A 15,049-nucleotide genomic window follows, 5' to 3' on the forward strand; every position below is an offset into this window, starting at 1 on the left:
TTTCTTAACTATTTTTATGCACTGCTTCAATAAATATATCGTTTGCACTTGGTATTAACTCAACAAAATGCTGTACTTCTCCTTTACTTGTTAGAAAAGACAGTAAATCGTTAGAAGAATTTCCTTTGGTTAATTTCACATTTAAAGTTAAGCTATCGTTTAATAATTTAAAGTTTGAAGGAAAAACTTCAAAGTATTCTTTTAACTGCGCTTCTACTTCTTTAGGATTTGCTGTTTGTAAACCAACTTGAAAAGTATGCGTTCTAAATGCACGTTTGATATCGTCTAATTTTCCGTCTAAAATTTTGTTCGATTTATCAATCAATGCAATTTCATCGCACATTTCTTCTACAGACTCCATTCTATGTGTAGAGAAAATAATGGTTGCACCCTCATCACGTAATTGCAAAATTTCTTTCGCAATCAATTGTGCGTTTATAGGATCGAATCCAGAAAAGGGTTCATCAAAAATTAATAATTTAGGATTGTGCATCACGGTAACAATAAATTGTACCTTTTGTGCCATTCCCTTAGATAATTCTTCAATTTTCTTTCCCCACCAAGCAGAAATATCAAATTTATCAAACCAATACTCTAAACGTTTTTTAGCTTCAGCTTTAGATAACCCTTTTAATTGCGCTAAATACAAAGCTTGCTCACCAACTTTCATCGATTTATACAAACCACGTTCTTCTGGTAAATACCCAATTTGTGCGGTATGTTTTGGTGCTAATGGTTCGCCATCTAAAATAATAGAACCACTATCTTGCATTGTAATTTGGTTAATAATTCTAATTAAGGATGTTTTTCCTGCACCATTTGGTCCTAATAAACCATAAACGCTTCCTTTGGGAATATGAATGGAAACGTCATTTAAAGCAGTATAATCGCCATATTTTTTTACTACATTATTTATTTCTAATAAATTTTTCATCGATAAAAGTTCATTTATTTTAGAGTAGAATTGCTTACAAATCTACATATTTTCTATTTATTAGTATACAAACAGATAAAAACGTTACATTTTTAATATTATGTTAAAATGTACTATGCATGCATAACTTTTTTGCAATTTACTATGCGTGCATAATAAATTTTATTATATTTGAACCAATGAATAAGCATAAATCCATAGATCATCAATTAAGAGCAACTTGGCAAGCTGTTGCAAAAGTGTACAATGAACAGGCTGTAAAGCATGACAGTACAATGGCTACTGCATTTGTTTTGTTAAATATTGATAAAGAAAAAGGGACACCTTCTACAGCTTTAGGACCTTTAATGGGAATGGAGCCAACAAGTCTTTCTAGAATTTTAAAAAATATGGAAGACAAAGGGGCCATTTCTAGAGAGAAGAACCCAGATGATGGTAGAAGTGTTATTATTAAATTAACAGCATATGGCAAAGAGATGCGTAAAGTTTCTAAAGGCCATGTGATTCAATTTAATGAAACAGTAGTTAATAATGTTACAGAAAAAGACCTAGAAGGTTTTTTTAATGTAACGTCAAGAATTAATGAATTGATTGCAGATAAAGAGATTTATAAAGAAATCAACAAAAAAGCAGTATAAAAATCAAACAAATGACTAGAAGAATTAAAAAAGTAGCAATTATTGGTTCCGGAATTATGGGAAGTGGTATTGCTTGTCATTTTGCCAATATTGGTGTAGAAGTTCTATTATTGGACATAGTTCCAAGAGAATTAACTGATAAGGAAAAAGCAAAAGGACTTACGTTAGAAGACAAAGTTGTTAGAAACCGATTGGTTAATGAAGCATTAACGGCTTCTTTAAAATCGAAACCTTCGCCTATTTATAATCAGAAATTTGCAAGTAGAATTACTACGGGTAATTTAGAGGATGATATTGCAAAAGTTGCTGATGTAGATTGGATTATGGAAGTTGTAGTTGAAAGACTAGATATTAAAAAGATTGTTTTTGAGAAACTAGAGAAATATAGAACTCCAGGAACCATAATATCTTCTAATACTTCTGGTATTCCTATCAAATTTATGAATGAAGGCAGAAGTGAAGATTTTAGAAAACACTTTGCAGTAACACACTTTTTTAATCCGCCAAGATATTTAAAACTTTTTGAAGTTGTACCTGGGCCAGATTGTAAACAAGAAGTTACAGATTTCTTAATGACGTACGGTGAAAAATTCTTAGGAAAAACGTCTGTTTTAGCAAAAGATACACCTGCATTTATAGGAAATAGAGTTGGTATTTTCGGAATTCAATCTCTATTTCACCAAGTAAAAGAATTAGGTTTAACCGTTGAGGAGGTAGATAAATTAACTGGGCCAGTAATAGGTAGACCAAAATCGGCTACTTTTAGAACAGTAGATGTTGTTGGTTTAGATACTTTAGTACACGTTGCTAATGGAATCTATGAAAACTGCCCTAATGATGAAGCTCATGAGCTTTTTAAATTACCAAGTTTCATCAACACAATGATGGAAAACAAATGGTTGGGAAGTAAAACAGGACAAGGTTTTTACAAAAAAACGGTAAATGCTGAAGGTAAAAAAGAAATTTTAACTTTAGACTTAGACACTTTAGAATATCGTCCTTCTAAAAGAGCAAAATTTGCTACTTTAGAATTAACAAAAACAATAGATAAACCAATAGATAGATTTAAAGTTTTAGTTGGTGGAAAAGATAAAGCTGGTGAATTCTACAGAAAGAATTTTGCAGCAATGTTTGCATATGTTCAAAATAGAATTCCAGAAATTTCTGATGAATTGTATAAGATTGATGATGCAATGAAAGCTGGTTTTGGATGGGAAAACGGACCTTTCGAAATTTGGGATGCTGTTGGTGTAGAAAAGGGAATCGAATTAATGAAAGCTGAAGGTGCAGCGCCTGCAACTTGGGTAACAGAAATGTTAGCTGCTGGCTCTAAATCTTTCTACTCTATAAAAGAAGGCGCAACTTATTTCTACGATATTCCTTCGAAAAAGCAAACAAAAAAACCAGGGCAAGAATCGTTTATCATTTTAGATAATATTAGAAAAACAACTGAAGTTTTTAAAAACTCAGGAGTTTCTGTTCAAGATATCGGAGACGGAATTTTAAATGTAGAATTCCAATCTAAAATGAACACCATTGGTGGTGATGTTTTAGCAGGTTTAAATAAAGCAATTGATTTAGCAGAGAAAGATTTTCAAGGTTTGGTTGTTGGTAACCAAGCACCAAACTTTTCTGTTGGGGCAAATATTGGTATGATTTTTATGATGGCTGTAGAGCAAGAATATGATGAATTAAATTATGCTATTAAATATTTTCAAGATACCATGATGCGCATGCGTTATTCCTCAATACCAACTATTTCTGCTCCGCATGGAATGGCTTTAGGTGGTGGTTGTGAAATTTCTTTACACGCAGATAAGGTAGTTGCAGCAGCAGAAACGTATATGGGACTAGTCGAATTTGGAGTTGGTGTAATTCCTGGTGGAGGTGGTTCTAAGGAAATGGCTTTAAGAGCATCAGACCTTTTTCATAAAGGAGATGTTGAATTAAACATTTTACAAGAAAACTTCTTAACCATTGGTATGGCAAAAGTATCTACTTCTGCTTATGAAGCGTTCGATTTAGGCTTACTTCAACAAGGAAAAGATGTTGTTGTTGTAAATAAAGAAAGACAAATTGCTACAGCAAAAGCACACGCAAAATTAATGGCAGAAAGCGGTTATACACAACCAGTTACTCGAAAAGACGTAAAAGTATTAGGTAAACAAGCTTTAGGAATGTTTTTAGTGGGAACAGATGCGATGCAAGATAGCAACTACATTTCTGAACATGATATGAAGATTGCAAACAAACTAGCGTATGTAATGGCTGGTGGAGATTTATCTGAACCAACATTGGTGACCGAACAATATTTATTAGATCTAGAAAGAGAAGCATTTTTATCTCTTTGTACAGAGTGTAAAACACTAGAGCGTATTCAAGCGATGTTAAAAACTGGTAAACCGCTGCGTAACTAAATGAATAAGACGTAGGACTAAATGACTTAAGACAACAAGACTATATGTAAAAGTATTGCCTTTTATGCTTGCGTTTTAAGTCGAATAAAAAACTGAGTAAGAAATGGCAGCAAGACATAACTTTAGAAAATTAACTATTTGGAAAGACGGTATAAGTATCGTAAAAGATACGTATATCGAAACTAAAAAGTTTCCAAAGTCTGAAGTTTACGCTTTGTCAAGTCAAATGCAACGTTGTTCAATTTCAATTCCCTCGAATATAGCAGAAGGGACAAGTAAAGGAACAGACAAGCATTTTACTCAATATTTAGAAACTGCATTAGGTTCTGCCTATGAGTGGGAAACACAATTAATAATTTCTTTTGAAGTGGGATATATTTCTGAAGAAACTTTTAAACATTTAGAAAATAAAATTCAAATTACTCAAGGAATGATTACACGTTTTATGGAGAATTTGAAAAAGGCATAAATAAAAAAATATAAGACTGAATGACGAATGGCTTCAAGACTGATTGAAAAGTCATAGGTCTTAAGTCAATTTTAATCATAAGTCAAAAATAAAAGATATGAGTAGTAAAACAGCATATATAGTAAAAGCATACAGAACTGCAGTTGCAAAAGCTCCAAAGGGTGTTTTTCGCTTTAAACGTGCAGACGAGTTAGGTGCAGAAACCATTCAGCACATGATGAAAGAATTACCGAATTTAGACGTAAAACGAATAGATGATGTAATTGTAGGAAACGCAATGCCAGAAGGTTCACAAGGACTAAACATGGCACGTTTTATCTCTCTAATAGGATTAAATTCTGTAGATGTTCCTGGAGTTACTGTAAATAGATTTTGTTCATCAGGATTAGAAACAATTGCAATGGCAGCAGCTAAAATTCAAGCAGGTATGGCAAGCTGTATTATTGCAGGTGGTGCAGAAAGCATGAGTTCTGTTCCAATGACAGGTTTCAAACCAGAATTAAACTATGATACTGTAAAAGATGGTCATGCAGATTATTATTGGGGAATGGGAAACACGGCAGAAGCAGTTGCAAAACAGTTTAAGGTTTCTAGAGAAGACCAAGACGAATTTGCATTTAATTCTCATATGAAAGCTTTAAGAGCGCAAGCAGAAAATCGTTTTCAAGATCAAATAGTTCCTATTAATGTTGAAGAAACGTACTTAGGTGCTGATGGAAAAAAAGCCACAAGAAACTACACCGTAAATAAAGATGAAGGGCCAAGAGCAGGAACTTCAAAAGAAGCGTTAGCCAAACTTCGTGCAGTTTTTGCAGCTGGAGGAAGCGTAACCGCTGGAAACTCATCTCAAATGAGTGATGGTGCAGCTTTTGTAATGGTAATGAGTGAAGAAATGGTAAAGGAATTAAATCTAGAACCAATTGCAAGAGTCGTAAATTATGCTGCAGCTGGTGTAGAGCCAAGAATTATGGGAATTGGTCCTGTTGCTGCGATTCCAAAAGTTTTAAAACAAGCAGGTTTAAAACAAAGCGACATTGAATTAATTGAATTGAATGAAGCTTTTGCTTCTCAATCTTTGGCAGTAATGCGTGAGTTGAATTTGAATCAAGAAATTGTGAATGTAAATGGTGGTGCCATTGCATTAGGACATCCATTAGGTTGTACAGGTGCAAAACTATCTGTACAGTTATTCGATGAAATGCGTAAAAGAGATATGAAAAATAAATACGGAATGGTCACCATGTGTGTAGGTACAGGGCAAGGTGCTGCTGGTGTATTTGAGTTTCTTTCTTAAAAAAGAAAAGAGAATATAGAAAAAAGAGAAAAGACTGTGTGTGCTAAACAAAGACATACTTATAAGAATTTAAAAATTTGGAAACTCGGTTTAGAGATTACAAATGATATTTCTGATATTTTGTTAGAGTTTCCAAAACATGAAAGATATGATTTAAGTTCTCAAATAAGCAGATGTTCAGTTTCAATGCCTAGTAATATAACAGAAGGTTCATCAAGAACAAATAAACCTTTTAGCAATTATATAGACATTTCATTAGGCTTTTCTTTTGAATTAGGAACTCAATTATTAGTTGCAAAGCACAGAAAATATATAACAGAAATAAATAAAAAAATTAGAAGAAAAAATAGAAGAGTTCCAAAGAATGTCGATGGGGTTCCAAAATAGTCTTAAATAAACTCTATTTTCTATTTTCTATCTTCTTTAATCTAATCAAAAATGGAAGAATCAAAAAAAGAATTATTAAGAGGTGGTCAGTTCCTTGTAAAAGAAACAAATTGCGAAGACGTATTTACTCCGGAAGACTTTACTGAGGAGCAACAAATGATGAAGGAAGCAGTAATGGAGTTTAATGACAGAGAAATCATTCCTCACAAAGCACGTTTCGAAGCGAAAGATTATGCATTAACGGAAGAGGTTATGCGTAAAGCTGGTGAATTAGGTTTCTTAGGTGTTGCTGTACCAGAAGAATTTGGTGGTTTAGGAATGGGTTTCGTTTCTACCATGTTAACCTGTGATTATATCTCTTCTGGAACCGGTTCTTTTAGTACTGCTTTTGGTGCACACACAGGAATTGGAACCATGCCAATTACCTTATATGGTACGCAAGAACAGAAAGAAAAGTATGTGCCTAAATTGGCTACTGGCGAGTGGTTTGGAGCGTATTGTTTAACAGAGCCTGGAGCTGGTTCTGATGCGAATTCAGGAAAAACAACTGCAGAATTGTCTGCTGATGGAAAATCATATAAGATTAACGGTCAGAAAATGTGGATTTCTAACGCAGGTTTTTGTCGTTTAATGATTGTTTTTGCACGTATAGAAAATGATAAAAACATTACTGGTTTTATTGTTGAATATGATAAAGAAAATCCGAATGGAATTACCATGGGAGAAGAAGAGCATAAATTAGGTATTAGAGCTTCTTCTACAAGACAAGTATTTTTTAATGATACTGTTGTATCTGCAGAAAATATGTTAGCGGGTCGTGGTGAAGGTTTTAAAATTGCCATGAATGCTTTAAATGTTGGTCGTATAAAATTAGCAGCAGCTTGCTTAGATTCTCAAAGAAGGATAATTACGTATGCAGTAAAATATGCTACAGAACGTAAACAATTTAAAACACCTATTGCAGATTTTGGTGCAATTAAAGTAAAATTAGCAGAAATGTCTGCCAATGCTTATGTTGGTGAATCTGCATCTTATAGAGCAGCAAAAGATATCGAGGATAGAATTGCAATGCGAGTTGAAGCTGGTAATTCTCACCAAGAAGCAGAATTAAAAGGGGTAGAAGAATATGCGATTGAATGTTCTATTTTAAAAGTTGCCGTTTCTGAAGATGTGCAAAGTTGTGCAGATGAAGGAATTCAGATTTTTGGAGGAATGGGCTTTTCTGAAGAGACGCCGATGGAGTCTGCTTGGAGAGATGCAAGAATTGCTCGTATTTACGAAGGTACAAATGAAATTAACAGAATGCTTTCTGTTGGTATGTTAATTAAAAAAGCAATGAAAGGTCATGTAGATTTATTAGGCCCTGCAACGGAAGTAGCAAATAGCTTAATGGGTATTCCTTCTTTTGATACACCAGATTATTCTGAATTATTTTCTGAAGAAAAACACATGCTTGCCAAGTTGAAGAAAACATTTTTAATGGTTGCAGGTGCAGCACTTCAGAAATATGGTCAAGAAATAGAAGAGCATCAGCAGTTATTAATTGCGGCTTCAGATATTTTAATTGAAATTTACATGGCAGAATCTGCGATTTTAAGAACAGAAAAAAATGTAAAACGTACAAGTAAAGAAGCACAATCTGTACAAATTGCAATGTCTAAATTATACCTATATCATGCGGTAGATATTATCGAAGAGAAAGGGAAAGAAAGTATTATTTCTTTTGCAGAAGGTGATGAGCAACGTATGATGTTAATGGGCTTAAAGCGTTTTACTAAATATACAAATTACCCAGATATTGTAGATTTACGTAATGAAATCGCAGAAAAAGTGAAATCAGAAAATAAATACTGTTTTTAAAAATATTTAATTTTTTTTAAAACGATCAAGGTTTTAAGAATTAGTTGTTTGTTTAAAAGACCATCTTTATAGATGGTCTTTTTTGTGTTAAAAATTTTAGCAATACAGTTAATTAGAAACCAGTATCATTATTATTTTTGACAAAAATAAAATTATGCGCTCACTATTTATACAAGAAACTCCAAAGGATCAAACAGGTGAAATTGATGTCAACACCCAAAGTATCATAGAGAAATTAGATACTTGGTTGGATGGATTCATTAAGAACATACCTAACATTTTAATTGCCATTCTTGTCTTTATTGCCTTTATATACATCGCAAAATATGCAGGACGAGGTATTCGGAAATTACTAAAGAAAAGAGGGAGAGAAAATTTTGGAGAGATTTTAGGAAGTTTTTCTAAGTGGGTTTTCTTACTGATGGGGCTAATGCTGTCTCTTACAATTATGTCGCCAAATTTAAGTCCGGCAGATTTAATAGCAGGTTTAGGAGTTAGTTCTGTAGCAATTGGTTTTGCTTTTAAAGATATTTTGCAAAATTGGTTGGCAGGAATTTTAATTTTAATGAGAAGACCTTTTGAGATTGGAGATCAGATTGTTGTAAATGGTTTTGAAGGAACGGTAGAAAGAATTGAAACCAGAGCAACCATTATTAAAGAATATAGCGGAAAAAGAATTGTAGTTCCTAACAGTGAAATTTATACCAATTCTGTAAAAGTAATCACTGCCAACGATTTAATTCGTTCTCAATATGATATTGGTTTAGGGTATGATCAAGATAGAGACAAAGCAATGCAAATCTTAAAAGAAACCATAGAAAACACAGTAGGTGTTAGTAAAGAGAAAAACGTAGATATTTTACCTTGGGATCAGGCAGATAGTTGGTTGACGATTAGAGTAAGATGGTGGACAAATAGCGATAGGCCAGATGTGGTAAACACGTTTTCTAAGGTTATTTTAAACACGCAAAACGCAATGGATAAAGCCGGAATTGATTTACCGTTTCCAACAAATATTGAAATTAAAAATGCACACAATTTTGAAGAAATAAAAGAAAAAGAGAAAAGTAGTAAAGAGTATAAAGAAGATAGTACAGAGAAGAATGAAAAAGCATAATTCTCTAAAATTAAAATTAAAAGTCATCAATTTGATGGCTTTTTTTTATTGTGATCTATATTTAATAAGACACCTAGATTGTTCTTTGTAAATTAGTACTTTCTAAAACCATTTAAAATGAAATCTATACTTTTTAAAACGCTACTATTTTCTTTCTTCCTATGTATTTCTTGTTCAGAAAATAAAACTGAATCAAAAAAAAATACAATTGTTATACCTATTGATAAGCATCTGAAATTTAATGCATATTGGTATGCTGGTAAAGCAGAAATAACCTCTTATAAGTTGTCGCAAGTTAGGTACGGAGAGATTTATGAGGGAACTGCTGTAAATGTTTTTGTTACGGAAGATTTTCTGCCTAATAAACAAGTAAAAGCAGACAGTCGAAATGAAAATAATGTGCCAGTCTTAAAACTGAATAGTACTAAAGAATTTACAACAGGTATATATCCGTATTCAATAATGACAAGTACGTTCTCTCCTGCAGATCTCAATAAAAAAGCAATTAAAATTTCTTTTTCAGCACAAGAATGGTGCGGAAACACATTTGTTCAGTTAAATAATAAAGAAAAATATGAGATCGATTTTCATTCGTATTTTGAAAGTAATGCAGACAGAAAAGTAGTATTAGAAAAAGCTGTTTTAGAAAATGAACTTTGGAATCAATTAAGAATTTCGCCAGAAAATTTACCCGTAGGAAAATTAGAAATCGTTCCGTCTTTTGAATTTTTAGCTTTAAACCATCAAGAAATAAAAGGATACAACGCCGAAGCTTCTTTAAAAAAGGAGGGTAATTTTATGGTGTACACAATTAATTATCCAGAATTAAAAAGAACACTAGCAATAAAGACGACTAAAGATTTTCCGTTTACGATTGAATCTTGGGAAGAAACAATAATCAGCCGTGGAAAAACTTTAACTACAACAGCAGAGAAAATGAACACCATACTTTCTGCTTATTGGAGTAAAAACGGAGTTGCAGATGTAGAAGAAAGAAAAGAATTAGGCTTGCAATAAAATTAATTATGAAAAACATCATAAAAAAAGGTTTCATCTTATCAGGATTATCAAATATTGTTGCAGTATTAATACTCTCTCGATTTTTTACGAACGAATTTATTACGAAGTATGACCATGCAGTAATGTCTAATTTCGGATTGTTAATGATTGTTGTTTGGGGTTTTGCGTATATATCTGTTGCAAAGAATTACGCTAAAGTAAAGTGGATTATTGCTGTTTTTGCTGTTGAGAAGTTAATTTACGGAATTATATGGATCAATTGGAGATTTAAAAATGATGTTTCTTTAATTTTTAATGAAGATATAATGGCTGGTATTTTCTATGCAATCTATGGTATTAATGACATTCTCTTTTGTGTTTTCTTTACAGTTGTATTTATAAAATTATTAAATAATAAAGCGATTTAATTTTATAAACCCTATTTTTATAGACTGATTAATATCATTTAAAATCTCATTAAAAGTGTTAAATTGTTACGGTATGTATCAGTACTAAAATACGATTAATTATGAAAAATCTTCAAACAATTTTAACTCAAATTACACAACTTACCACTAATATTGAAACGAATTACCCAGAGTTATATAGGTCTTTAGATGAAAACCCAATGACTATTCCTTCAGTAAATCATCCGCATATAGATGCAACTGTAATGCAAGAATATTTAGAAAATTTAAAGCAACTGTTATGGCATCATATAGAAACACATAAAACGAATAAATAAATACTAATAAACAAATATCATGGGAGAAATAGCTACATCTGAAAGGCAGATTACATTATTTTATAATTCAAGTTCTGTAAGAGCTAAACAAACTTTAGCGTATGCTAAGGCAGAAGGTTTGGCTATTTTAGAAATTGATTTATTAAAAACAAAAATAACAGGAACTCAAATTGTAGAACTTGCAGATAGATTAAAAATTAAGGTTGAAGACTTAGTAAACCAAGAACATCCTTCTTATACATCTATTCTTGAACATCATAACTTATCTACAAATGATTGGATAAAAATGATACAACATCACCCTGAAATCATGAAACAACCTATTGCTTTACATGGAGATATTACCATTCTAGTGGAGACACCTACAGATATTATTAAAATATAAATTGCTACTATTCTTAATTTTAACATACCTATTAAACAAACTTCTTTGTATTTCTTTTTAGAAAAGTGTCCTTTTTTTATGGTTTATGCAATCTTTTATTTTCTTATTTTTGGTAAGATTTTAAGACCAAATCATTAAAAAAAGTTCGGTTCTCTTCCTTTTTTAATTGAATTAAATTAGAATATCATTTGGTTACAAATAGACGAAACTCATTTTTTTTTTATAATAAGAAACATTTGTTGGTGTACTAAATTACTTTTAAATTTATAGAATGCTGCAACTAAGAAGGGAGTATAAAATGATAAAAATCAGTAATAAACTATCTTAAAAACGAAAATGCTATTGAATTTGTATATACAGTTTTAGAAAAAGAATTGAAATTTTATTTAACACTTATTTTTTGTTCACAATCCATTTAATATCAGTACTTTTGCACGCAATTTGAAAACACACGAATGAAACGTATTAAAGAATATAAAAAGATTTTTAAAGTAGAAGGTCCAATTAATTTAAAAGAATTAAAAACGTCTTACAGAGGTTTAGTAAAAGAATGGCATCCAGATAAATTTCAAGATCAAGAAAAAAAGGATGAAGCAGAGGTTATGAGTACTCAAATTATAGACGGGTATCACTTTTTGGTAAGTATTGCACCAGAAACTAAAGCGGCTAATTTAGACGCTTATAAAACAACAATTACAGAGTTTCAAGTTTCAGATTGGCACCATAAAAGTATGTTGTTAGAAGTTACTTTTACAGACGGAAATAAATACGAATACTTTGGTGTTAGTAAAATACTTTTCGGAAAATTTGTAAATGCAAAATCTATGAACAATTTCGGTAAAAGAAATATTTTTAATTCTTTTACGTATAGAAAATCAATGAAAGCTTCTGCAATAGTTTAAGAAACTTCCATTAAATATATAGTACAAAAAAGCGAACCAATTAGGTTCGCTTTTTTTGTTTCACTCATACATAGTTAGTTCTACTACTTTTTTTGAGATGTAAACTAAATTATTTTAATTACTACGCATGCCTACTTTTAAGATGATACAATAAAAAAAAGCGAACCAATTAAGGCTCACTTTTACATTAAATTACAGCAGTAACTTGATGAACAATTAACTGTTTTTTAGAGACTAAAATTCTTAAGATAAGATCTGTCGTTGCTGCTAACAATTACTTTATAATCACCTTTTTTTTCTTTAGAGACTCTGTAAACTTTATTTAAAATAGTTTCAGAAGCTGTTCTTGTGATTGTTTCAGAAAGAATCAATTCATCTTTGTAATAAAGAGAAACTTTTAAAGGTTCTTTATTAAAAGTAATTTTAGAAATAAGAACTAAATTGTTTTCTGCTCTTATTACTGGTTTAAAGATTGTTTCTTCTTTGTTAAAAGAAATTTTATTGTCTAACACTGCAAAATATTTTACAGTAATTTCATAATCTTTTTCTAACTCTGTAGTATAATTTCCTTCTTCTAGTTTAGATAAATCGAATATTTGAGAAAAGTTACCAGAATTTTTAAGCTCTTTACTATAGATTAGCGTGCCATCTTCATTTTTTATAGATAAAGTATGTCCTTTTTTAACCGCTTTAAATTCAACTCTTACTTTTTTCCCATCAATTGTATTAATAGAAGTCGCTTTTTCGTTTGCGTAGTTTATAGATGTTACTAACATTATAATTGCTACTAAATACTTTTTAATTATTGTTTTCATATTATTAAAATTCATTGTTATGAACACTGCAAATTTATAACAGATTTAAAGCTCTAAAAACATCTAAATTGGTAAATATGTGTGCTAAATTATCATGATAGGCAATGTTAAATTACCGTTAAGTTAATATAGCATATAATAAAGTTAATTTTATACCATTTATGATGCTTTAGTGTTGTAGTTTTGCTTTTCAAATGATTCTCAAATGAAAACAAAACCAACATTAGAAAAAATTACACCAAGTTTTGGTAGCTCTTTACTTGTTAAAAAACATGTTCAGTTTTTAAAGAAGAATAAGGCTTTTTGGCATTTTCATCCAGAAATTGAAATTGTGTATGTAAATAAAGGAAAGGGAAAAAGACATATTGGAAATCATATTAGTTATTTTAATAACAGTCAGTTAGTGTTAATTGGCTCTAATTTGCCGCATTTAGGTTTTATGGACCGCTTAACAACCAATGGTTCTGAGACACTGATACAATTTAAACCCGAGTTTTTAGGAGCCCATTTTTTTAAGATTCCAGAAATGATTGCTATAGCGCAACTTTTTGAGCGTGCAAAAAAGGGCATTCGTTTTAATGTTGAAATAAAGAAAAGAATTGGTGCTAAAATTGAAGAATTAGTAGACTTAGAAGGACCTAGCCGAATTATTTCCTTTTTACACATCTTAAAAGAATTAGCACAAACAGATGACTATACCATACTAAATGCAGATGGTTTTGCTTTTGAAACACAGCCACAAGACAGTAGTAAGATAGATATTATTTTTAAGCATATAAATGAGAACTTTAATCAGCATATAAGTTTAGACGAAATTGCTAGTTTGGTTAGTATGACGGTGCCTGCATTTTGTCGTTTTTTTAAAAAGACAACTTCTAAAACATTTACAAAATTGGTAAATGAATATAGAGTGGTACATGCTACAAAACTACTTTCAGAAAGTAATATGAACATTACAGATATATGTTTTGAGTGTGGTTTTAATAATTTTTCTCATTTTAATAAATTGTTCAAAGAATTTACGGGAAAATCTGCTTCAAAATATAGAAGTGAAATGTTGAGCCTTGTTCAATAAATAAAAAAACTATAGAACGAAAGTGTAAATAGTTAAATTGAAGAAGTCTTCGGTTCGTCTAATTTTAAAAATTTGGAAAAACCAGTATTGTATAAATTTAAAATTCAACTTGTCTGTAGATGACATTCTAGAGAAAGTAGTAGAACTTTCTGTTTTAGCCTATAAAACAGCAACTTTAGACGTTAAAAACGAAAATTAAAATTTAAAATTGATTTTAACGTTATTTAAGAGGGGTACTGCTTCTCTCTTTATAATTGGGTTTTGTTGTTTTTTAAATTCATTAAAAGTATATAAAAAAACCACATTTTTAATAGTTTTATATTATTATAATTACAAAACTATCGATAAAAACTATTTAAAGCCATTCCATTCATCATAGAATTGTTTTAGATAGCTTTCCATAAATTCGTGTCTTTGAGTAGCAATTTTTTTACCAGAAACAGTATTCATTTTATCTTTCAGTAACAATAACTTTTCATAAAAATGATTAATTGTTGGTGCGTTAGATTTTTTATACTCGGTTTTGGTCATTTCTAAATTCGGAATAATTTCTGGATCATACAAAGCCCTGTTCTTAAAACCACCATAATTAAAACAACGTGCAATACCAATAGCACCAATGGCATCTAATCTATCTGCATCTTGCACAACTTCTAACTCTTTAGAAGTGAATTTTTTAGTTCCTTTTTCAAAAGAATTTTTAAAAGAAATATGGTTGATAATGTTTACAACATGAGCTATAATTTCTTTACTAACTTCTTGTTTTTTTAGGAATTTAGTAGCTACTTTCGGGCCTACAGTTTCGTCTCCATTATGAAACTTAGGATCTGCAATGTCATGTAAAAGTGCCGCTAAAGAAACCACAAAAACATCTACTTTTTCTTCCTTAGAAATTAAAATAGAATTTTTAAAAACACGTTCTATATGAAACCAATCGTGGCCACCTTCAGCATCTTTTAGTGCTTCTTTTACAAAAACAATGGCAGCGGTAATAATTTTTTCTTGATTCATA

At 30.9% G+C, this 15,049-nt stretch carries 17 protein-coding genes; 14 read left to right on the top strand and 3 right to left on the bottom strand.

What is annotated here, in order from left to right:
* Positions 1-4: 4 nt before the first annotated feature.
* A complete protein-coding gene (locus ES045_RS02760; RefSeq protein ID WP_147111990.1) occupies positions 5-934 on the bottom strand; it encodes an ABC transporter ATP-binding protein in 930 nt (309 codons plus the stop codon).
* A gap of 179 nt (positions 935-1,113) precedes the next feature.
* Between ES045_RS02760 and ES045_RS02765 the strand changes: the two genes are divergently transcribed.
* From ES045_RS02765 to ES045_RS02820, 12 genes are all read left to right on the top strand, one after another.
* Positions 1,114-1,572: a MarR family winged helix-turn-helix transcriptional regulator gene (locus tag ES045_RS02765; protein WP_147111993.1), complete on the top strand. Its 459-nt coding sequence runs from the start codon at positions 1,114-1,116 to the stop codon at positions 1,570-1,572.
* Between the two features lie 11 nt (positions 1,573-1,583).
* Positions 1,584-3,989 (top strand): 3-hydroxyacyl-CoA dehydrogenase/enoyl-CoA hydratase family protein, encoded by a 2,406-nt coding sequence (locus ES045_RS02770; RefSeq protein WP_147111996.1) that lies wholly within the window; start codon positions 1,584-1,586, stop codon positions 3,987-3,989.
* Positions 3,990-4,092: 103 nt separating this feature from the next.
* Complete coding sequence (locus ES045_RS02775) at positions 4,093-4,458, top strand: four helix bundle protein (protein ID WP_147111998.1); 366 nt, start codon at positions 4,093-4,095, stop codon at positions 4,456-4,458.
* Positions 4,459-4,555: 97 nt separating this feature from the next.
* Positions 4,556-5,752, top strand: a complete 1,197-nt coding sequence (locus ES045_RS02780; protein WP_147112001.1) for an acetyl-CoA C-acyltransferase — start codon at positions 4,556-4,558, stop codon at positions 5,750-5,752.
* Between the two features lie 36 nt (positions 5,753-5,788).
* Complete coding sequence (locus ES045_RS02785) at positions 5,789-6,139, top strand: four helix bundle protein (protein WP_317131294.1); 351 nt, start codon at positions 5,789-5,791, stop codon at positions 6,137-6,139.
* A 51-nt stretch (positions 6,140-6,190) separates the two neighbouring features.
* Positions 6,191-7,999 carry an acyl-CoA dehydrogenase family protein gene (locus ES045_RS02790; RefSeq protein WP_147112004.1) on the top strand — a complete coding sequence of 603 codons (1,809 nt, stop codon included), beginning with the start codon at positions 6,191-6,193 and terminating at the stop codon, positions 7,997-7,999.
* Between the two features lie 154 nt (positions 8,000-8,153).
* Positions 8,154-9,116, top strand: a complete 963-nt coding sequence (locus tag ES045_RS02795) for a mechanosensitive ion channel family protein (RefSeq protein WP_147112007.1) — start codon at positions 8,154-8,156, stop codon at positions 9,114-9,116.
* Between the two features lie 117 nt (positions 9,117-9,233).
* Positions 9,234-10,133, top strand: a complete 900-nt coding sequence (locus ES045_RS02800) for a septum formation inhibitor Maf (RefSeq protein WP_147112010.1) — start codon at positions 9,234-9,236, stop codon at positions 10,131-10,133.
* An 8-nt stretch (positions 10,134-10,141) separates the two neighbouring features.
* A complete protein-coding gene (locus tag ES045_RS02805; RefSeq protein ID WP_147112013.1) occupies positions 10,142-10,543 on the top strand; it encodes a hypothetical protein in 402 nt (133 codons plus the stop codon).
* 101 nt (positions 10,544-10,644) lie between these two features.
* Positions 10,645-10,860: a hypothetical protein gene (locus ES045_RS02810; protein ID WP_147112017.1), complete on the top strand. Its 216-nt coding sequence runs from the start codon at positions 10,645-10,647 to the stop codon at positions 10,858-10,860.
* 19 nt (positions 10,861-10,879) lie between these two features.
* Positions 10,880-11,245, top strand: a complete 366-nt coding sequence (locus tag ES045_RS02815) for an arsenate reductase family protein (protein ID WP_147112020.1) — start codon at positions 10,880-10,882, stop codon at positions 11,243-11,245.
* Between the two features lie 455 nt (positions 11,246-11,700).
* On the top strand, positions 11,701-12,147 hold the full coding sequence (locus ES045_RS02820) for a KTSC domain-containing protein (RefSeq protein ID WP_147112023.1): 447 nt from the start codon (positions 11,701-11,703) through the stop codon (positions 12,145-12,147).
* 227 nt (positions 12,148-12,374) lie between these two features.
* Here ES045_RS02820 and ES045_RS02825 read toward each other — a convergent pair whose 3' ends face one another.
* The gene (locus tag ES045_RS02825; protein WP_147112026.1) at positions 12,375-12,962 is read right to left on the bottom strand and encodes a DUF3244 domain-containing protein; all 588 of its coding nucleotides are present in this window, start codon (positions 12,960-12,962) and stop codon (positions 12,375-12,377) included.
* A 205-nt stretch (positions 12,963-13,167) separates the two neighbouring features.
* Between ES045_RS02825 and ES045_RS02830 the strand changes: the two genes are divergently transcribed.
* Both ES045_RS02830 and ES045_RS16300 read left to right on the top strand, forming a co-directional pair.
* Positions 13,168-14,037, top strand: coding sequence for an AraC family transcriptional regulator (locus ES045_RS02830; RefSeq protein WP_147112028.1), 870 nt, complete (start codon positions 13,168-13,170; stop codon positions 14,035-14,037).
* Positions 14,038-14,074: 37 nt separating this feature from the next.
* Positions 14,075-14,236 (top strand): hypothetical protein, encoded by a 162-nt coding sequence (locus tag ES045_RS16300; RefSeq protein ID WP_189663006.1) that lies wholly within the window; start codon positions 14,075-14,077, stop codon positions 14,234-14,236.
* Positions 14,237-14,388: 152 nt separating this feature from the next.
* Here the strand turns inward: ES045_RS16300 and ES045_RS02835 are convergent, their stop codons facing one another.
* Positions 14,389-15,048, bottom strand: a complete 660-nt coding sequence (locus ES045_RS02835; protein WP_147112031.1) for an HD domain-containing protein — start codon at positions 15,046-15,048, stop codon at positions 14,389-14,391.
* Position 15,049 lies beyond the last annotated feature (1 nt).

The organism is Polaribacter sp. IC073 (genome assembly GCF_007997075.1).
In the GTDB taxonomy this organism is placed as follows: Bacteria; Bacteroidota; Bacteroidia; order Flavobacteriales; family Flavobacteriaceae; genus Polaribacter.